The 20599-nt window shown below is 34.5% G+C and carries 19 protein-coding genes; 10 read left to right on the forward strand and 9 right to left on the reverse strand.

Going from position 1 to position 20599, the window contains the following annotated elements; translation table 11 throughout:
* Positions 1-75 precede the first annotated feature (75 nt).
* From EHC72_RS01575 to EHC72_RS01585, 3 genes are all read right to left on the reverse strand, one after another.
* Positions 76-1746, reverse strand: coding sequence for a M23 family metallopeptidase (locus EHC72_RS01575; protein WP_246029352.1), 1671 nt, complete (start codon positions 1744-1746; stop codon positions 76-78).
* A 64-nt stretch (positions 1747-1810) separates the two neighbouring features.
* The gene (locus EHC72_RS01580) at positions 1811-2422 is read right to left on the reverse strand and encodes a fumarylacetoacetate hydrolase family protein (protein WP_131535724.1); all 612 of its coding nucleotides are present in this window, start codon (positions 2420-2422) and stop codon (positions 1811-1813) included.
* Positions 2423-2546: 124 nt separating this feature from the next.
* Positions 2547-3074, reverse strand: a complete 528-nt coding sequence (locus EHC72_RS01585) for a T9SS type A sorting domain-containing protein (RefSeq protein WP_246029353.1) — start codon at positions 3072-3074, stop codon at positions 2547-2549.
* 179 nt (positions 3075-3253) lie between these two features.
* Here EHC72_RS01585 and EHC72_RS01590 point away from each other — a divergent pair, with 179 nt between their 5' ends.
* Positions 3254-5233: a KUP/HAK/KT family potassium transporter gene (locus EHC72_RS01590; RefSeq protein ID WP_131535725.1), complete on the forward strand. Its 1980-nt coding sequence runs from the start codon at positions 3254-3256 to the stop codon at positions 5231-5233.
* 310 nt (positions 5234-5543) lie between these two features.
* Here EHC72_RS01590 and EHC72_RS01595 read toward each other — a convergent pair whose 3' ends face one another.
* Positions 5544-6089 (reverse strand): transposase, encoded by a 546-nt coding sequence (locus EHC72_RS01595; RefSeq protein ID WP_211660258.1) that lies wholly within the window; start codon positions 6087-6089, stop codon positions 5544-5546.
* A gap of 820 nt (positions 6090-6909) precedes the next feature.
* Here EHC72_RS01595 and EHC72_RS01600 point away from each other — a divergent pair.
* Positions 6910-7131, forward strand: a complete 222-nt coding sequence (locus EHC72_RS01600) for a hypothetical protein (protein WP_131535726.1) — start codon at positions 6910-6912, stop codon at positions 7129-7131.
* A gap of 69 nt (positions 7132-7200) precedes the next feature.
* On the opposite strand, the gene EHC72_RS01605 is transcribed toward EHC72_RS01600, so the two are convergent.
* Together EHC72_RS01605 and EHC72_RS01610 are read right to left on the reverse strand one after the other, a co-directional pair.
* Entirely contained in the window at positions 7201-7749 is a 549-nt protein-coding gene (locus EHC72_RS01605; protein WP_131535727.1) for a hypothetical protein, read from the reverse strand.
* A gap of 17 nt (positions 7750-7766) precedes the next feature.
* Positions 7767-9716 carry an amino acid permease gene (locus EHC72_RS01610; protein ID WP_131535728.1) on the reverse strand — a complete coding sequence of 650 codons (1950 nt, stop codon included), beginning with the start codon at positions 9714-9716 and terminating at the stop codon, positions 7767-7769.
* A gap of 304 nt (positions 9717-10020) precedes the next feature.
* On the opposite strand from EHC72_RS01610, the gene EHC72_RS01615 reads away from it, so the two are divergent.
* Positions 10021-11241, forward strand: coding sequence for an MFS transporter (locus EHC72_RS01615; RefSeq protein WP_131535729.1), 1221 nt, complete (start codon positions 10021-10023; stop codon positions 11239-11241).
* Between the two features lie 474 nt (positions 11242-11715).
* On the opposite strand, the gene EHC72_RS01620 is transcribed toward EHC72_RS01615, so the two are convergent.
* The 3 genes from EHC72_RS01620 to yihA all read right to left on the reverse strand — a co-directional run bounded on the left by EHC72_RS01620 (position 11716) and on the right by yihA (position 15057).
* The gene (locus EHC72_RS01620) at positions 11716-13422 is read right to left on the reverse strand and encodes a M3 family oligoendopeptidase (protein ID WP_131535730.1); all 1707 of its coding nucleotides are present in this window, start codon (positions 13420-13422) and stop codon (positions 11716-11718) included.
* Positions 13423-13556: 134 nt separating this feature from the next.
* Positions 13557-14414: a UbiA-like polyprenyltransferase gene (locus EHC72_RS01625; RefSeq protein ID WP_131535731.1), complete on the reverse strand. Its 858-nt coding sequence runs from the start codon at positions 14412-14414 to the stop codon at positions 13557-13559.
* A 19-nt stretch (positions 14415-14433) separates the two neighbouring features.
* Positions 14434-15057, reverse strand: coding sequence for a ribosome biogenesis GTP-binding protein YihA/YsxC (gene yihA / locus EHC72_RS01630; RefSeq protein WP_131535732.1), 624 nt, complete (start codon positions 15055-15057; stop codon positions 14434-14436).
* A 153-nt stretch (positions 15058-15210) separates the two neighbouring features.
* On the opposite strand from yihA, the gene ubiE reads away from it, so the two are divergent.
* The 7 genes from ubiE (at position 15211) to EHC72_RS01665 (ending at position 20599) form a co-directional block, all read left to right on the forward strand.
* The gene (gene ubiE, locus EHC72_RS01635) at positions 15211-15942 is read left to right on the forward strand and encodes a bifunctional demethylmenaquinone methyltransferase/2-methoxy-6-polyprenyl-1,4-benzoquinol methylase UbiE (protein WP_170311704.1); all 732 of its coding nucleotides are present in this window, start codon (positions 15211-15213) and stop codon (positions 15940-15942) included.
* Positions 15939-16739 (forward strand): type IX secretion/gliding motility protein PorT/SprT, encoded by an 801-nt coding sequence (gene porT / locus EHC72_RS01640; RefSeq protein ID WP_131535733.1) that lies wholly within the window; start codon positions 15939-15941, stop codon positions 16737-16739. The genes ubiE and porT overlap by 4 nt, the downstream gene beginning before the upstream one ends.
* A 92-nt stretch (positions 16740-16831) precedes the next feature.
* Positions 16832-17590, forward strand: coding sequence for an SDR family NAD(P)-dependent oxidoreductase (locus EHC72_RS01645; RefSeq protein WP_131535734.1), 759 nt, complete (start codon positions 16832-16834; stop codon positions 17588-17590).
* A 51-nt stretch (positions 17591-17641) separates the two neighbouring features.
* Positions 17642-18088 carry a GatB/YqeY domain-containing protein gene (locus EHC72_RS01650; RefSeq protein ID WP_131535735.1) on the forward strand — a complete coding sequence of 149 codons (447 nt, stop codon included), beginning with the start codon at positions 17642-17644 and terminating at the stop codon, positions 18086-18088.
* A gap of 192 nt (positions 18089-18280) precedes the next feature.
* Positions 18281-19045, forward strand: coding sequence for an alpha/beta fold hydrolase (locus EHC72_RS01655; RefSeq protein ID WP_131535736.1), 765 nt, complete (start codon positions 18281-18283; stop codon positions 19043-19045).
* Entirely contained in the window at positions 19046-19708 is a 663-nt protein-coding gene (locus EHC72_RS01660) for a CBS domain-containing protein (protein ID WP_131535737.1), read from the forward strand.
* A 9-nt stretch (positions 19709-19717) separates the two neighbouring features.
* Complete coding sequence (locus tag EHC72_RS01665; RefSeq protein ID WP_131535738.1) at positions 19718-20599, forward strand: NAD kinase; 882 nt, start codon at positions 19718-19720, stop codon at positions 20597-20599.

Raw genomic sequence — 20599 nt, forward strand, 5'->3', positions numbered from 1 at the left:
GCTTTTTATTGCTTCGCTAAGTTACCAATAGATATGGCCAACCTTAAAGCAACTGGGCAATTAATTAGCATAATTTTACTTTAAAAAGGAAATTGAATATCGCTTTGTATTATCTTTCATATCAGCAACAACTAACTCGAAAGTATGTTTTCCTTTGCTTGTTCTTTCATCAAAACTATGCCAAAGAGTGGCCGTTTTAGTGTCGAATTCCATTAAAACCCACTTGCCATCTATATATCCGTTAAAGCTTTTAATACCAGAAAGATTATCACTTATTTTGAAAATCATTTTAGATAATGCCGCCATGTTTTTTCCTTCAGCAATATTGATCGGTGTAATATTTGGTGCAATACTATCAATAGAAATAAAGAAAGCCCCGAAATTTTTCGGATTTGCCTTTACATAGCCGTTTTCATAATAACCACCCTGAGAAGATCTATTCGCATTTACAATTAATGCTTTACTTCTAATATTTTCTGGCAAATTATCAGCCTTAATCCATAACTCAAAACCAACGTGCAATGGAGTATAGTTATTTTGTATTTGATGCATTGCAGACCAGGCATTACCGGTAGGCTTAGGCAAAAGTTTGTAGCTAAAGTTTAAGTCGTTGTATAATGTGCCTTTAGGTAGTACAACCTTAATGCTTTCGGTATTAAATTCGTTGGCTTTGTTATAAGGGAAAATGTTTCCTTTTGTTTCTGCAATTGTTGATGGTGTTGTGCCTGCATGAACCGTAAAAGGTAGTACTGATGCATTTCCTTTAGAATCTGTGATGATATAGCGAAGCTGATGTGTTTCGCCATCAGTAAAATTAATTCGGCCGCTATTTACCAAATTGCTATATATTTTTAGTGGATTACCGGGATCGACAAAGCTTTTTTGTATACTTCTTTTAGTATTTAAATAAGTTGGATAATCAGTATGAGAATTTATCGCCTTACTATCTTCAAAAGCAAAACGCTCCAAAGCAGAAGTATAAACCATTTTTCCATCTACTTCCAATTGAATAGAATAAACGCCGTTTGTGCCTGATAATCCATTATGTCTATCAGTAGTAACTACGCCAAAACCAACTTCCCCGCTTAGGTTTATTGGGGTAGTTGCTTTGTAAGTTCCATTTGCTCCAGTAATTCCAATGGCTTCTTTTGTAGTAAATTCATTAAATGGTTTTCCATTTAGGTGATAAACATACAAGCCATGGATTACTGGCGGAATATTATCAGGAATATTAATGCCGAAAAACTGAGGGTTGATGGTTTCCTCGGTTTTTGTATCCCTGATTTCGAAATGTAAATGCGGTCCGCCAGAACTACCACGATTGCCAGACCATGCAATAATATCACCTTTATGAACAGGGATTAATGTAGCATCAGGAAACTCATCTATTTCAAATGATTTTTTTTCGTACTCAAGGTTTTTTACAATGGTTGCAATTTTCGGTGCAAAGCGCTGCAGGTGCCCATAAACTGTGGTAAAGCCATTTGGATGGTTAATGTATAAAGCTTGCCCAAAACCGCTATTTTGAACACGGAGGCGAGAGATATAGCCATCTGCAACCGCATAAACAGGATATCCTTCGCGTTGGTTTGTTCTGAAATCTATTCCCGAGTGGAAGTGATTTCCTCTTATTTCGCCAAAAGAACCCGCAAGTGCAGGTGGTGTAATATCTAGAGGTTGCCTAAAATCGGTAATTGGGTATTTATTACTACTAAAAATTTGTTGTGCTTTTGTAACTGGTATCAATAAGAGGTTTAAAGCAAAAAGAGGAATATAGATCTTAAAAATTAATGGTTTTTTGAACATGCCTTTACTTAACATCAAAATTTAAAAGTTGTTTGTCTTCTAACCAAGCTTCTAGTTTATCGCCTTTATTTACTTTTCCAACACCTTCTGGGGTACCCGTGAAAATTAAATCACCTTTTTTTAGAGTAATATATTGAGAAACGAAGCTGATTATCTTCTCAAACGAGAACAAAAGATCTTTAGTGTAGCCTTTTTGTCGGGTTTCATCATTTACTTTTAATTCGAAGTTTAGATTGTAAAGATCTTCAAAATCGTTTTTAGGAAAAAAAGTACTAATAGGAGCAGAATTATCAAAAGCTTTGGCAAGTTCCCAAGGTAAACCTTTTTCTTTGTGCTTTGTTTGGATATCACGAGCAGTAAAATCTATTCCTAAACCAATTTCATCATAATAATTTGAAGCAAACTTTTCTGCAATATGTTTTCCTTCCTTGCAAATTTTTAAAACAACTTCCAGCTCGTAATGCACATCTTCAGAAAAATCAGGAATATAGAACGGTTTATTATCTTTAAGTACAGCGGTATCGGGTTTTAAAAATATAACAGGAGTAGTTGGTACAGGATTATTTAATTCTTTGGCGTGTTCGGCGTAATTTCTACCAATAGCTATAATTTTCATTTTATGGGTTTTAAGTGGTGAAGAACCTGTACATTTTGAAATATTAGAACAGGAAAATTTAAAAATTGACAAATCAGGGAATCAGTTTAACTGCACCCGTTCAAAAATAGAAAAGAAAATGATGTTATAAAACAGATATTCGTTTTACCTGGCTTTCTGAACCTGCAATTACCCTTAAAAAGTAAATGCCAGCGTTTAAGCGACTAGGAATGGTAAATGATTTTGTGATTTCTCCAGCGTTTAAGCGTTCGTTTGATAGCGTAACTACTTCATTGCCTAGTAAATCCATAATTTTTATGGTTACCTGGGTATCCTTGCCTAAAGAGAGAATAATATTTAACTGATCTTCAACAGGGTTAGGATAAATTTTAACAATTGTTAAAAGTTTATCTTTTGTGGGTGTAACGCCAGAGGGTTTTGTTGTATTTGAATACGTATTAAATACACCTGTTCCTCCGATAGAAAGAAACGTAGGTTTATAAGGTTGGATATTTGCTTTAATCTCCGGAATTCGGCTTACTTTTTTAGTTCTTGGCTTTAAACCAATTTTTAAAGTGTCCGTTTGTGCCCAAGAATTTACGCTACATAACAAAACAATACACAATGTGCATGTAAGTTTTAGGAGAAGCGTTATCTTAGTGTAGAGTTTCATCAAATTTATTATAGCAAATGTATTAATTTAAAACAAAGAAATTAAACATTTTGTTTAAAAACCACAATTTAACACATTTTAACATAAAAAAATGATTTTGATGGTGTCAAAAATACACAATAAATTGGTTGTTAAATTGTTATAGTTAGTTTACTTTTGCCGCACTAAAAAATATTAAAGTGTCAAATCATAAAAATGTAAATGCGTTAACCGCCGGTGGGGTTCTGATTAGTTTAGGAATTGTGTTTGGCGATATTGGTACTTCTCCTTTATATACGCTGAATGCTATTTTCAAAATCATTTTAGGTGTAAGAGGTGGAATAGCCAGCACACCAGAGGCAGTTACTCCGCAAGTTGTATTAGGAGTATTATCATGTATTATCTGGACATTGACGCTTCAAACTACCATTAAATATGTAATTATAACTTTAAGGGCAGATAATAAAGGTGAGGGAGGGATATTTTCACTCTTTTCATTGGTGCGTAAAAAAGCTAAATGGCTCGTAATACCAGCCATTGTTGGTGGTTGTGCTTTACTAGCTGATGGAATTATTACCCCAAGTATTACGGTAACCTCAGCAATTGAAGGTTTAACCAATAAATTCGATGTTCCTGTTATTCCTATTGTATTAAGTATATTAACGGTACTGTTTATTATTCAACAGTTTGGAACTAATTTAGTTGGAAAACTTTTTGGACCAGTCATGTTTATCTGGTTTGCAGTTTTAGGTTTGCTGGGTTTAATGTTTATTGTTAAGGATTTGAGCATTTTAAGAGCTTTAAATCCATATTATGCAGTTCATCTGTTGGTTACCAACCATAATGCATTTTACATTTTAGGAGGGGTTTTCTTATGTACAACAGGAGCTGAAGCACTTTATTCAGATTTAGGTCACTGTGGTAGAAACAACATCCGTACAAGTTGGATTTTTGTTAAGCTTACCTTAATAATGAACTATTTGGGACAGGGTGTTTGGATTTTGCAAAATTCAAAAGGCTTTATTCCAGGAGCAAAAATGAATCCTTTCTTTCAAATCATTCCTGAGCAGTATCAGGTGGCAATGGTAATACTAGCTACAATGGCAGCTATTATTGCAAGTCAAGCCTTAATAAGTGGTTCATTTACTTTAATATCAGAGGCTGTAAGATTAAATCTTTGGCCAAAAATCAGAATCGTTTATCCAACTGTTTCAAAAGGACAATTATATGTGCCTTCTATTAACTGGATGTTATGGATTGGATGTTGTGGTATTGTTTTATTGTTTAGAGAATCAGAGCGAATGGATGCTGCCTACGGTTTATCAATTACCATAGCCATGCTAATGACAACCATTTTGGTAAGTTATTATTTGCGAAGCAAGCGTTTTCCTAAATATTCTATATTAATATTTTTCCTTACCTACATCATTATTGAAGGAACATTTTTAGTAAGTAACTTAACTAAATTTGTACACGGTGGATGGGTAACAGTATTAATTGGATCACTTTTATTCACAATTATGTGGAGTTGGTTTGTGGCCCGAAAAATCAAGAATCGTTTCGTTAAATATGTAGAAATTGAAGATTATTATGAGATTATCGGTGAGTTAAGTAATGATGAATCTGTTCCAAAATACTCTTCTCAATTGGTGTATTTAACCAGTGCCAATTTTAAAACGGAGATAGAATCGAAAATCATTTATTCCATTATTCAAAAAGAACCTAAACGTGCCGATGTATACTGGTTAGTACACGTTGATGTGATGGATGAGCCTTATACATTGGATTATAAAGTGGAATTTTTAATTCCTGGAAAATTAATTCGTATTGATTTTAAACTAGGTTTTAGGATAGAGCAAAGGGTAAATCTGTTATATCGTAAAGTGGTTGAAGAATTGGTTAAAAATGGCGAAGTGGATATTACCAGTCAGTATGCTTCATTAAACAAACATAAAATAGCTGGCGACTTTAGGTTTGTATTGCTAGAAAAACATCTTTCTAAGTTTACTAAATTGAGTTTTTATGAACGTACCATTATGGATTACTACTTTATCCTTAAAAAATTAAGTTTATCAGAGGAAAGAAGTTTTGGTTTAGATAGCAGTTACGTGGATGTGGAAAAAGTACCATTGATTTTTGTAACGCCTGATGATATTGAATTGAACAGATTGCCTGTTTAATCAATGAGAAGTTTCCTTTTGATTGTTGCTATTTGTCTTTTCCTTGTTGGGCCTACGGCTAAAATTTTGCACTGGCAAAATGAAAATCGATATATGATTGCTTCAATTGCAGGCTTAATATTGATAACTGTTATGGCTTTTGTGAAGAAGAAAGATTAAGATAATATTTTGCCTATCGGTCGGTGTCTCACCAGCCGATAGGGGAAAATTAAAAATCCGCCACTCTATTTGAATGACGGATTTTTTTATGCTCTCATTTTTGGCATTAGCCTATTTGCCTATCGGTCGGTGTCTCACCGACCGAAATAATTTAATCTCTAAAATGAGTAAGAATATCGAATTTATCTATCCCTGTTTGATAAAAGTTGGCACTGCTCCATTCATAATTTTCAGGATAATCACTCAACTTCCATTTTTCTTTAATCGGATTGTCATGTATATAATCCAACTTCTGAAGTAATATTTCATCTGCGCTTAAGAGAATTGCTAAGGGGTCACGTTTCCAAAATTGATAGTTGCGATCTTCTTTGTCAGACTTATACATTTCCAGTAAATCTGGAGACTCCGCTAGCAGATGTTTTTTAAACTGATGTGCTGTAAATTTTGTGAAACTTGCAACTGGACTTTCTTTTCCGTTCATTTTTAAAATCCTCCAAATTAGATGAATGTGATTTGGCATAATTACATATCCATATACCTCAACTAAGTTTTGCTGAACTAAATATTGGAGAGATTTTATGATAACCATTTTTAAATGATCGTTTTTAAGCAAATGCGCAAAACCGAAGATGGTATCTGTATAAAAATATGGATAGTTGTAATCCATTTGTCCCTGCCGTTTGTGAAATATACTCATAATTAACGTTTTAGTTGGAGGGATAACTTGGAGGAAAATAAGGATTTTAATCAAGATTTTAGAAAAATAAAGATATTAAAAAATGCTAAAGTATCGGTCGGTGAGACACCGACCGATAGGGGAAAGCCGGATGGGATCATAAATATCTATTATCCCTCTTTAATCTAATTTAAATGCGTTGACCCTGGAGACACGGACCGATAGGGGGAAAGTCAGATGGGATCATAAATATCTATTATCCCTCTTTAACCTAATTTAAATGCGTTGACCCTGGAGACACCGACCGATAGGGGGAAAGCCGGATGGGATCATAAATATCTATTATCCCTCTTTAACCTAATTTAAATGCGGTGACCCTGGAGACATCGACCGATAGGGGGATTCTATTGGTTGGTGTCTCACCGAACAATGGAAAAAAAACAAAATAATCCCTTCATATAATTCAAAAAAGCCTCAGTTTATTAATTAAACTGAGGCTTTTTCATTTCTTGAATTTATACATTCTTAGATTCAGATTGCAAATAAAGGCCTTACACATGGTTTGGTATTGATAATTTGATTAAGAATGTAACAATAATAAGATTTTATATTTCTAATAATATAACTATATTGACTTAATAAGCTAATCAAATAAAGAAGTAGAAAATTTAGGCGATTTAGCCACATTGGATTAAGTTTTTGAACTGCTCTGGTGTAGATTAAATATACAGTAGGGTAGAAATATTTTTTAAAAATGAATGTCAACTTTTATTGATATCGCTCAATTTGCCTTGCGTGAAAGGCAATTAAAATCTAAGTGAACAAACTTAAACTTTAAAAAATGAAAAAAAAGAACCTACTCAGCAAAGCTGAAATGAAAAATGTTTTAGGTGGAAAACTTCCTCCAGGCGATCCAGGTAATCCACCTTGTTTGGGTTATCATATTATTTGTGGAAATAATGATGATGTAATATCTTACGCGGATGTTTGCTGCTCTACCATTGATGAAGCTCAGGCTTTTTGCAGAGGCTATGGATATAATGGAATATATGGTTGTGTATAAGAGTTAAAACATTCTTATTAACAACAAAACTAGAAAAAATGAGGTGATATTTTATCGCCTCATTTTTTATTATCTTTTTCTTAAATATTTACCAAAAGTATTTCCGTAAGGGTCATTAAATTTAGCTTGAGAAATATCGTTGAATTTGACTTTAGTAAATTCCTTATCTAAATAACCAAGTGGGTCAAAATTATGAATTAAAACTTTTTTGTTTTTAACTTCTTCGATCGGACCTATTAAGAAAAATGGATTTTTTTTACCTTCTTTTTCTATAATACAAACTAATTCAGTTTTTTTAATTGATTTAAAAATTGATTTCCAGTCTGTTAAATCTATCGGATAATCAATTTTAATTAGCTTTTTTTGCTGTTCAGCTTCCATGATGTAGTCAAAATACTGGTCATATTCATTAAACCTTATTTTAACAATACTGGAGATTGGAAAAATACACAAGCCTTCAAACTTAAAATCATGAGTTTCTAAAAGAAGAACAAAGTTGTATGAATAGTCTACAATATAACCATGAGATAAGCATTTAGATTTTTGATCTACTTGCCTGGTAATTTTGCAGTAGTTTTTTTGAGTTTTATACAATTCAATTTTTTCAAAAATCGTCATCTCGTAGGGTTTATAATTTAAACTTCAGGATTAGCCAATTTACTATGTTTGTAACCATACATAAAGTAGATTACAAGACCAATAACAAGCCAAATACTAAAACCAATCCAGTTAGAAATACCTAGCTCGCACATCATATATAAACAACTTATTAAGCCTAAAACAGGGATTAAAGAAAGGTTTTTAGTAATGCTATAGTAAGCTATAAATACACAAATAATAAGGAAAATCCACATTGGAATTTTATGTTTAAATAAGCCCCAACCACTTTCGTATTTCTTCTCTATTGAAACTTTCGAAGCTGAAATAAATTGCTCATAACGATCAGAAGGTAAGCTGCTTAAATAAGCCTCTGCATCTACTTTTTCTGCAAGCATAATTTGCGGCGCAGCGTTTTTAATGATTTCTTCCTTAACAATTTTAAGCTCTTCTCCATTTAAAGAAGTTACAAAAGAAATGGTTTGAACTGTTTTTGGGGTATTAAAAATAAATTCTTTAGTTTCTTTGTTATACTTTGTAAAGGCAAAAGCAATACAGCCAATAAAAGCAAGAGGAATAATGTATTTACTATTTACGTAAGGGATTTTAAATTTTCCTCGCTGTACATCTGGTCTGTTTTGTAACACTAAAACACCAGCACAAACCAATACAAAGGCAAATAAGGTACCAATAGAACATAAATCGGTAACAATAGTAAGGTTCATAAATAATGACGGAACAGCGACTACAAAGCCCACTACGATGGTTGCAAAAGAAGGTGTTTTATACTTTGGGTGAATTTTGGAGAATGATTTCGGTAATAAACCATCACGACTCATGCTCATCCATATACGTGGCTGGCCCATTTGGAAGACTAAAAGAACACTAGCCATTGCAAATACAGCACTCACCGCAATAATTCCACTCATTAATTTTAAATCTATCTGATCAAAAACAAAAGCCAATGGATCGCCAACAGCCAATGTATCCGATTTTACTATTCCGGTTAATACCAATGCAATGGCAACATAAAGTATAGTACAAATTATAATTGCCCACATCATTCCGCGAGGTAAATCTCTTTGAGGGTTTTTACACTCTTCTGCAGTTGTAGAAATAGCATCAAAACCTATGTAAGCAAAAAATACAGCCGAAACGCCCTTTAAAACTCCTGAAACGCCGTTTGGAGCAAAAGGATTCCAATTTTTGGTATCAATGTAAAATACACCTACCGCCAAAACCAAAAGTATTACCGCTAATTTAACCACAACCATGGCATTGCTAGCGTTACGACTCTCTTTCATTCCGCGATAAACTAACCAGGTAATAAATATGATAATCCCTAAAGCAGGAAGATCTGCAACGATATGAAAACTACCAATTTTTGGTGCCGAAAGCCATGCGCTATTTGCTGCTGCCGTTGCTGCATCTAATCCGCTAATGCTTTTACCAGCATTTATAAGTGCCTCAGCATGTTTATGCCCATTGTAGGCGCTTAAATAATCCATTGTCATCCACCCTGGTAGATTAATTCCATCTATTCCCCAAGCTGGTATTCGAATGGAGGAGAGCAGTCCTGTAAAGTAATCAGACCATGAAATAGCAACGGTAATATTGCCAATGGCGTACTCCATAATGAGTGACCAACCAATTATCCAGGCTACTAATTCGCCAAAAGCAACGTAAGAATAGGTGTAAGCACTACCAGAAACAGGCACCATGGAGGCAAATTCTGCATATGCAAAAGCAGCGAAACTACAAGCAACAGCAGTAAAAATAAAAAGAAAAATTACTGCAGGACCTCCATCTGCGCTGGCTTTACCAATTGTACTAAAAATGCCCGCTCCAATAATTGCAGCAATACCAAAAGCGGTTAAATCTCGAACACCGAGGGTTTTATGTAATGAACTTTCATGATCGCCATAGCCTTTTGCTGCATCCTGCAATATTTTGGAAATAGATTTCTTTCTGAATAGCTTTTCGAACATTGTTGTTAGGTTGTTGTATTCTCCAAACTTAAAAAAATATGTTCTAAAAATTTCTAATGCACGATATAAATTTCATTACATACAAAAATGATGGATTTCAATACCCTTTTTAACAGATTAATCTTTTAAAATTTACGGTTTATTAGTTTAAAGTCAAATTTGCACATTACTTTCATTGTAATAATTCATTCTTTGATTTGCATAATTCTGTTATCCTTTAAAAGCCTACTTTTGCCGCTCAAACAAGTATTAATAGATTTTTTACTTTGATTAATACAATTTAATTAATAATGCAGCGAGGGATATGAGAACAGATACTAAAACAAAAAATATAAAAGAAAACCACCAGGGGATAGCAACTTTACTGGCTTTTGCATTAATTCCACTTTCAGGTTTCGCAACCGATATTTACATTCCATCTTTACCAACAATGGCAGGTGCAATGAATGTTTCAAGCATTCAGGTACAGCTAACGCTTAGTCTTTTCTTAATAAGTTATGGCGTTTCTCAGCTATTTATTGGCAGTGTACTGGATAGCTTCGGGCGATATAAAATTGGCTTGTACGCCTTACTTATTTTCGCAGGGGCGAGCTTAATTATTGCAACAACCCATAATATTTACCTGATTTATTTAATGAGAATTATTCACGGTTTAACCGTTGGTGCTATTGTGGTTGCTAAGAGGGCTTACTTTGTGGATCTTTTTGAAGGTGATAAGCTTAAACATTATTTGAGTTTATTCTCTATTATTTGGTCAACCGGACCAATTGTTGCCCCATTTATTGGAGGATATTTACAAGCAGCGTTCGGGTGGGAATCTAACTTTTACTTTTTAGCGGGTTTCGCCTTAGTATTTGCAGTGCTTGAATTGGTTTTTAGTGGCGAAACATTAAAACATTATACCGATTTCCACATCAAGAAAATAGCCGGAATTTATGCCCAAATGATTAAAACAACAAGTTTTACTTTAGGGATTGTTATGCTTGGTTTGGCTTACTGCATGGTAATGGTTTACAACATGACGGGGCCATTTATTATCGAGCATCATTTACATTTATCGCCAGTAATTGCGGGCTATAGTTCGTTAGTTTTAGGCTTTGCATGGATGGTAGGCGGCTTTATTGGTAAAGCAACTATTAACCGTCCGTTTTTTAAAAGATTAGCTATAAATTCATTAATGCAACTTGTTTTTGTAGTTGTAATGATCGCAAGTTTAAGCTTTATAAGCAATTTGTATTCGCTAATTTTCTTTGCGTTTATAATCCATGTTGGCGCAGGTTTTACCTTTAATAATTATTTTACTTTCTGCTTAAGTAAATTCCCTAAAAACGCAGGTATAGCTGGCGGCTTAACCGGAGGCATTACCTATGTAATTGTATCTTTTTTAAGTTATGGAATCGTAAACCTTGTACCTGCTAAAGATGAACGAAATTTAAGCTATAGTTATTTAATAATGATTGTTTTATCCTTATTGGTGATGTTTGTGATTTTGAAAATCAGGAAAAAAGACGAAGCTATAGCTTAGCTGGCAGTTGATCCGAGGCTCTGCTGGAGAGAATCCGGTTGTCGGGAGCTTATCCGAGGCTCTGCTGGAGAGAATCCGGTCGTCGGGAGCTTATCCGAGGCTCTGCTGGAGAGAATCTGGTTGTCGGGAGCTCATCCGAGGCTCTGCTGGAGAGAATCCAGTCGTCGGGAGCTTATCCGAGGCTCTGCTGGAGAGAATCCGGTTGACGGGAGCTCATCCGAGGCTCTGCTGGAGAGAATCCGGTCGTCGGGAGCTCATCCGAGGCTCTGCTGGAGAGAATCCGGTCGTCGGGAGCTTATCCGAGGCTCTGCTGGAGAGAATCCGGTTGTCGGGAGCTTATCCGAGGCTCTGCTGGAGAGAATCCAGTCGTCGGGAGCTTATCCGAGGCTCATCTGGAGAAAATACAAAACCCCGCAGGTTGAAAAAACTGCGGGGTTTGTTATGAAAATGAATAATCTGTATTGAAATTTACACTTAACCCAGTTTCTCTAATTCCTGTTTTACAAAATCTGCTAATTCTTTAACATAAGTGGCACTAAAATCAAATTTAATTCCTGCAGTTTCATAAATTTCGTTCATAGGTTTAGTGTAACCTAAGGCTAGAGCGGCTAAATATTGATCCAAAGCCTTTTCAGGATTTTCTTTATAGTTTTTCCAAACAGCAATGGCACCAAGTTGTGCAATTGCATATTCGATATAATAAAAAGGCACTTCGAATAAATGCAATTGTTTTTGCCAAACATTACCAAAAGCTTGTTCTAAATCTTCCCAGTTGGCAAAACCAGCACCAAAACGATTATAAATTTGTTTAAACGTTTCTTCTCTATCGGCTGCGGTATGATTTGGGTTGGTATAAATCCAGTGTTGAAACTGATCAATTACGGCAACCCATGGTAATGTTTTTAAAACATCGGCAAGTTGTTCTTTTTTAGCACGATTTAATTCCTCCGGGTTGCTGAAATAAACATCCCATTTATCCATAGAAATTAATTCCATACTCATTGAAGCAAGTTCTGCAACTTCGGATGGGCAATGTTTAAAATCGTTAAGCTCTAAATTTGCCGTTAAAAAAGTATGTATCGCGTGGCCGCCTTCGTGTACCATTGTAGTTAAATCACGAAGTGAATTGGCAGAGTTCATAAATATAAACGGTGCGCCAGTTTCTGCCAATGGATAATTATAACCTCCAGGTGCTTTCCCTTTTCTACTTTCTACATCAAAAAGATTGTTGGCTTTCATGGTTGCCAGCTTATCGCCTAGTTTTTTATCAATGGCATTAAAGCAAGCAATACTTTTATCAATTAATTCTTCGCCATTATTAAAGGGTTTCAATGCAGGCTTACCGCTTACACTTACTTCCATATCCCAGGGTTTTAAAACCTCCAAACCTAAAGCTTCGCGGCGTTTTTCTGCCTGCTCTTTTAAAATTGGAACGATTTCTTTTTCTATAGCATTTGCAAAATCATAACAATCTTGTGGGGTATAATCAAAACGACCCAAAGCTTGAAACATATAATCGCGGTAATTTTCAAAACCTGCGTTTAATGCCACCTGATTTCGCAAACGAATTAACTCATCAAACAGGATATTTAAATCGTCTTTATCTATTAATCGTCTTTGTTGAATGGTTTTCCAGGCATTTTCACGTACTTCTCTGTTTAAGTCTTTTATAAAAACCGAAGCCTGTTCCAATGTATATTCCTGCCTATTAATTTCTACACTCATGGCACCTGTAATGCCTTGATATTTTTGTTGTTTAACTTGTAATTCGGTAAATAATTCGATGTTTTCATCACGATAAAGCTCTAAGGCTTTTTTAATCGCTCTGCTGTAAACAAAGTATTTTTCTTTATCTAAATCATCCATAAAAGGACTTTCAACAAATTTTTTGTTTAGTTCGTTAGATAAAGGAGAGATTTTAGGCTCAATTTCAGTCGCAAAATATTGAAAGTTTTTAACCAATTCTTCATTAGCTGTATCGCAACTCATTTTAATATAGCGCCATGCAAAATCTTCTTCTAAAGCCGCTTCCAGTTCCGAACGGTCCTTTAGCCATTGCTCTAACTCAGGAAGGCTATTAATTTCTCTATTCTGTAATTCTGAAAATAAAGGTTCAAGACTTTCCCAGGTAATGGCTAAATCTTGTGGAATATATGTTCTAGGTTTTTTGTTTATAATCATAATGTTTAATTATTGAATTATTGAATGAGTGAATTATTGAATGAGTGAATGATTGATTGAGTGAATGATTTGTACATTGTCTAAAACATTCATTCAAAATTTAGTCATTCAAAATTCATTCATTCAAAACTCTCTCATTTATACCTTATATACGCATCAATTAAAAAACAAACAGCAAATACAACTGATGCATAGCCATTTGTGGTTTGAAAAGCTCTGTTTACTTTACTAATATCATTCGGTTTAACTAATAAGTGCTGATAAATTAACATGCAGCAAAAAAATACAACACCAATGTAATAAACCCAGCTAAACGTAGTAAAGAATACTGGAATAATTACGCAGGCAGCGGATAATACGTGCAGTAATATTGAAACATTTAAAGCATTTTTTATGCCAAGCGCTGACGGAATCGAATGTAAATTTTCTTCACGATCAAAATCTTCATCCTGTAAGGCATAAATAATATCAAAGCCACTTACCCAAAATAGTACCGTTAAGGAGTATAAAACAGGAACCAATGCAAAATGACCTGTTACCGCAATATAAGCGCCAATGGGTGCAAGGGCTAGGCCTAAACCTAAAACCAAATGGCAAAGTGCTGTAAACCTTTTAGTGTAGCTATAAAAAAGTACAACAAATAATGCCACTGGCGATAAATAAAAGCATAGTGGATTAATAAAATACGTGGTTACAGCAAATAATATGCAGTTGGTAATTACAAAAATTAAAGCCTCATTAGCCGAAACTTTTCCTGCCGGAATATCACGCATTTTTGTACGCGGATTTTTAGCATCAATGTTTCTATCCAAATAGCGATTAAAAGCCATTGCAGCGTTGCGGGCAAATACCATACAAAGCAAAACTAAAATAAGTTTGTACCAGGAAAATGGTGCTTCGGTAGTGGTAACGCCCAAAAAGAAACCAATCATTGCAAAAGGCAATGCAAATACAGAGTGCGCAAATAATACGAGTGAAAAATACTTTTTCATTTATAAATAGAACAGAAATCTAAAACTGTTTAAATACCGTGGGCTTAACAAAATCTTTGTTCACTTCGGTAATGAAGTGTAAAACCTCATCTCTACCTGTTTGTTTTTCGGCAGAAGTAACAATTGTTGTTGGAATTTCTTCAAACCAATCGCTCAGTTTTCTTTTAAAAGCAGCCACATTTTTAGCTGTAGTTGTACCACCTTGTTTATCTGCTTTAGTAAATAATAAGGAGAAAGGAATTTGCTTTTCGCCCAACCAATAGCAAAATTCAAGATCTATTTGTTGTGGATCTAAACGGCTATCAATAAGCACAAAAACACATTGTAAACTTTCTCTTTTTGTAATGTATGCACGAATAAATTTCTCCCACTTTTCACGACTAGTTTTGGAAACTTTGGCGTATCCATAGCCAGGTAAATCTACGATATACCAAGATTCGTTTACCAGAAAATGATTAATTAATTGGGTTTTACCCGGGCGTTGCGAAGTTTTTGCAAGCCCATGCTGATTAACCAACATATTAATTAAAGAAGATTTGCCCACGTTAGAACGACCAATAAAGGCATACTCGGGCATAGTTGGCGGCGGCAAAGCCGATACCTGGGTGTTGCTGCAAACAAATGTTGCCGTTTTAATAACCATAATGCAAAGGTAACAATTAGTTTGGAGATAGGAGTTGGCGTTATACGTCTTAAACCGATCGTGGTCAATACTAAGTAAAGTTTAAAACAATTGTTAAACTGAAAACAGCAAACCCCAAACTGCAAACTCTTTTCTTTATCTTTGCCACATATCATGAATCAGAATATCACCCCATACCAAGTTGAAGATGCAACCAAAAAAGAGCAGGTTGCAATTATGTTTAACAATATTTCTCACAAATACGATTTCTTAAATCACTTCCTTTCCTTAGGGATTGATGTTTTATGGCGTAAAAAGGCAATTAAAGAATTGGTTTCTATTCACCCAAGAATAATGCTTGATGTAGCCACTGGAACGGGTGATTTCGCTTTTGAAGCCATTAAAAAGTTAAATCCGGAGAAAGTTATTGGTGTAGATATTTCTGAAGGAATGCTTAATGTTGCCAAAAAGAAAATAAGTGAGCGCAATTTAAGCGAGATTTTTTCTGTTCAACTTGGCGATTCTGAAGGTTTGCATTTTGAAGATAATACCTTCGATGCAATTACAGTTGCATATGGTGTGCGTAACTTCGAAAACCTTGAAAAAGGACTAAAAGATATGTTCAGGGTATTAAAGCCTAATGGTAAAATTGTAGTTTTAGAGTTTTCTAAACCTAAAGCATTTCCAGTTAAGCAATTGTACGGTTTCTATTTTAAACAAATTTTGCCTTTCTTCGGTAGGTTTTTTTCTAAAGATACTCGTGCTTATACTTACCTACCTGAGTCTGTTGCCGCTTTTCCTGATGGTAATGATTTTACGGCATTAATGGAAAAAGTGGGCTTTAAAAGTACCAAACAAAGAATTTTAACGTTTGGAATAAGTTCTATTTATATCGGCACTAAATGATAAAAAAATTAAGCCTCATTATCCTCCTTTTTATGCTATCAACCACAACTTTTGCCCAAAATTGGGGCGGAGGTGTAGATGATGAAGATTGGAGCTGGGGTTTTAATTTTCAATACATCTCTGCAGAATATAAAATTTTAAAAAAGAGCAATTGGCAAAGTGCATTTTATGATGTGCCCAATACAAACGATATTTCTTACAATCCTTCGCCTGGTAGTGCTAAGGTTACCAATTCTTTAAGGTCTATTTCAAGTCCGCCATCTCAAGGTTTTGGTTTGGGTTTTGTAATGAATAGGAGGGTAACGGATAATTTTGACATTCGGGCTACACCATCCTTGATTTTTAGCGATCGGGTGGTGCGTTATGAATATGAGCCTATCCCGCCGGAAACATTGCCAAACGGGCAAACTAAAACTTATGATAGTACAATAGATAAGAAAATTCAGGCAACAATGTTTGAGTTTCCGCTTGGTATTAAGATAAAATCAAACAGGCAAAATAATTTCAGAGCCTATTGGATGGGTGGCATGAAGTATTCAATTGATATTGCTTCAAAAAAGAAAACCTTTGATGATGGTCTACCACCTGCAGAAAAGTTTCTTAAAAGTAAAAGGAATTATCTTTCGTACGAAACAGGAATAGGATGCGATTTATATTTCGAGTATTTTAAGGTATCGCCCGAAATTAAGCTCTCTTATTCTACAAATGATTTACTCCAGCACGACAATACTGCGTTTGCAAATCCAATTGATAAGTTAAAATTACGTCAATTAACTTTCAGTCTGATTTTTCAATAAAGCATAGCAAGCAAAAAAACTTACCTTTGCCATCATTTGTTATTCTTAAGCCAATAAGTTGAAGAGTATAAATGATATTAAATTTCAACAATATGTCTAAAATTGCATTAATAACAGGCGCAACTTCCGGAATAGGCGAGGCTTGTGCACACATATTTGCTCAGCAAGGTTACAATTTAATTTTATTAGCCCGTCGTGAAGATCGCTTGGCTAAAATTGCGCATCATTTAGAAGATAAGTATGCAATTACCATAAAACAGGTTTTTGCAGATGTTAGAGAGAAGGATAATTTATCAGCAGCGCTGGAGGGTATTTCTGCAGAGTGGAAAAAAGTTGATGTTTTAATTAATAATGCAGGTTTAAGCCAGGGTTTGGATCCAATTGATAAAGGAGATCCGAATGATTGGGATACCATGATAGATACAAATGTAAAAGGGTTGCTTTATATTACTAAAATTGTGTCCAACTGGATGATTCCGAATCAACAAGGGCATATTGTTAACATAGGTTCTATTGCTGGAAAAGAAGTTTATCCAAACGGGAATGTATATTGTGCCAGTAAACATGCTGTAGATGCATTAAGTAGAGGCATGCGAATAGATCTTTTGCAGCACGGCATTAAAGTAACGCAAATTAACCCTGGTATGGTTGAAACAGAGTTCTCTGTGGTGCGGTTTAAAGGAGATGAAGACAAGGCAAAAAAAGTTTATGATGGCTTAGAACCTCTTATTGCTGATGATATTGCCGATGCAATCTGGTATGCCGTAAGTCGCCCTAAACATGTAAATATTAACGATATGCTAATTATGCCAACTGCACAAGCAACGGCAACTATCGTTAAACGAAATTAATTGCTTAAATTATTCAACAGTTAAGCAATTCAAATAATTAACTAAAAAGAAATGATATCAGATATAATAAATCAAGAAATTAAAAAAGCCATGTTGGCTAAAAACGATGCACAATTAAGAGGTTTAAGAGCAATAAAAGCAGCTTTGCTTTTAGCCAAAACTGAAAAAGGAGCAGCAGAAGAAATTACGGAAGAAACGGAATTAAAAATTCTTCAAAAACTAATTAAACAACGTCGCGAGTCAGCTGATATTTATAAACAACAAAATCGCGAAGATTTATATAAAGTAGAAGAAGAAGAAATTGAAGTAATTAATCAGTTTTTACCAAAACAATTAGATAGAGCGAAGGTTGCTGTAATTATTGAAGCAGTTATCAAACAATCTGGTGCTACATCAGTTAAAGATATGGGAAAAGTTATGGGCATGGCTAATAAAGAACTAGCGGGTAAGGCCGATGGTAAACTTATTGCCGAAATTGTAAAAGAAAAACTGGCTTAAGCTTTGCCAAAAGGTTGCTTATTATAGGCTTAATTGAGGTATTTAAAACTCAACAAATCCATATATCTGCTTCCTGATGTTTTTAAGAGTGTTTTTGTACCGTTTTCGTTTTTATTTCAGAAAAATGGCACATAAATGCAAAAAATTAATTTTACTCCACTAACTTAGTAGCACAATACCATCTAAAATAATATGACTTACGAGATAATTGAAGAAGACGGATTTAAATATGTAGAAGCTGGAAAGGGCGAAACACTGGTATTGCTGCATGGCCTTATGGGCGAATTAAGCAACTGGGAGCTCGTTATTGAACGTTTCAAAGATCGTTATCATATTGTTGTTCCTATTTTGCCAATTTACGAATTACCGATTTTAACTTTAGGCGTAAAAGCCCTGTCGAGATATGTTCATCGTTTTTTGAAATATAAAAACTTAAATCAAGTTGTACTTATTGGTAACTCTTTGGGTGGGCACGTTGGTTTGGTTTTTACCGTAGCACACCAAGAATTTGTAAAAGCTTTAGTGCTTACCGGAAGTTCTGGTTTATATGAAAATGCTTTCGGTGGGTCTTTTCCACGGAGAGAAAGCTATGATTATGTTAAAGAAAAGGTAGCCTTTACTTTTTATGATCCTGCAATTGCAACTAAAGAGCTTGTTGATGATGTTTTTAAAACCGTTAACGATAGATCAAGGGTAATCAGGATTTTAACTATGGCAAAATCGGCTATCCGACATAATATGGCTAAAGAATTATCGAAAATTACTATTCCCGTTTCATTAATTTGGGGTAGAAATGATAAAGTTACGCCACCTGAGGTTGCAGAAGAGTTTCATGAACTTTTACCAAACTCAGAGTTAAATTGGGTTGATAAATGTGGGCACGTTCCAATGATGGAACACCCAGAAATATTTAATACCTTTTTAGAGAAATTTTTGGATAGAATTTTATTGAAATAAATGTTTGCTGAAGAAATCATATCAAGTGTTATACCACCAGTAAGAACCGATGACACGGTGCAGAAAGTTTTAGATCGTATGAACGAATTTAAACTAAAACATATGCCTGTTGTTAACGACTTGCAGTTTATTGGAATAGCTTCTGAAGATGATCTTTTGGGTATTCAAGACCATAAGCAGCAAATAAAAGATATATCTTTAAATCTATTAAACGCTTTTGTTTTTAACAACGCACATACTTATGATGTAATTAGGTTGTTAAGCCAGCTTAAATTAACTGTCGTTCCAGTTTTAGATCAGCAAAAAAAATATTTGGGTGTAGTATCCATTAATAATATAGTGGATTACGTTGCCGATCAATATGCTGTAAATGAACAAGGTGGAATTATTGTGCTTGAAATAAGCAATCGTGATAATTCTTTAGCACATATTTCGCAAATTGTTGAAGCCGATAATGCTCAAATATTATCTTCTTACGTTAATTCTTTTGAAAACTCTACCCGTTTAGAATTAACACTTAAAGTAAATAAAACAGAAATAACATCGTTAGTAGCGTCGCTAGAGCGTTACGACTATCTGGTAAAAGAGGTTTATAATAACACTCAAATTGATAACGGCTCGCAAGAGCGATTTGATTCTTTCATGAATTATTTAAATGTTTAAACTTAACGTATGAGGATTGCAATTTACGGGAGAGATTTTAACGATACAGTATTGCCCTATGTACAGGAAATTTTTAATCATTTGAGTGATCATAAAATTCAGCCTGTTTTATATTCAAAGTTTAAAACTTCTTTGCACGGTAAAATAAAATTACCTGCAGGTACCATCATTTTTCATAACCACAAAGAATTAAAAGAGCATGCTGATGTTTTATTAAGCTTAGGCGGTGATGGAACTTTGCTTGATACACTTTCGCTCATTAGAAATTCAGGAATTCCTGTAATCGGTATTAACTTTGGTCGGTTAGGCTTTTTAGCAAGCATCAATAAAAATGAAATAAAATCTGCGTTAAATGCGCTAATTAATAAAGAATTTACTTTAGATAGTCGCTCGCTTTTAACCTTAGAATCTGAAAATAAACTTTTTGGCGAAGAAAATTTTGCCCTTAACGATATTACCATTCACCGCCGTGATAATTCAGCCATGATGATTATTCATGCCTCCATGAATAATGAATTTATAAACTCTTATTGGGCTGATGGTTTAATTATAGCAACCCCAACAGGCTCAACAGCATACTCTTTAAGCTGCGGAGGGCCAATTATATATCCTGATTCAGAAAATTTTGTAGTTACACCAATAGCGCCGCATAATTTAAATGTAAGGCCAGTTGTTGTGCCTGATGATAACGAATTATCCTTTGAAGTGGAAGCCCGGGAATCGAAATTCTTAGTATCATGCGATAGTAGAACAGTAACCGTAGAACGATCAGTAAAAATTACCATAAAAAAAGCCGACTTTTGCATAAATCTTATTCGCCTTAACAATGAAACGTATTTAAACACGTTAAGGAATAAATTATTGTGGGGTATTGATACCCGTAATTACTAA

This window comes from Pedobacter nototheniae (assembly GCF_004335085.1).
GTDB classification, from domain to species: Bacteria; Bacteroidota; Bacteroidia; order Sphingobacteriales; family Sphingobacteriaceae; genus Pedobacter; species Pedobacter nototheniae.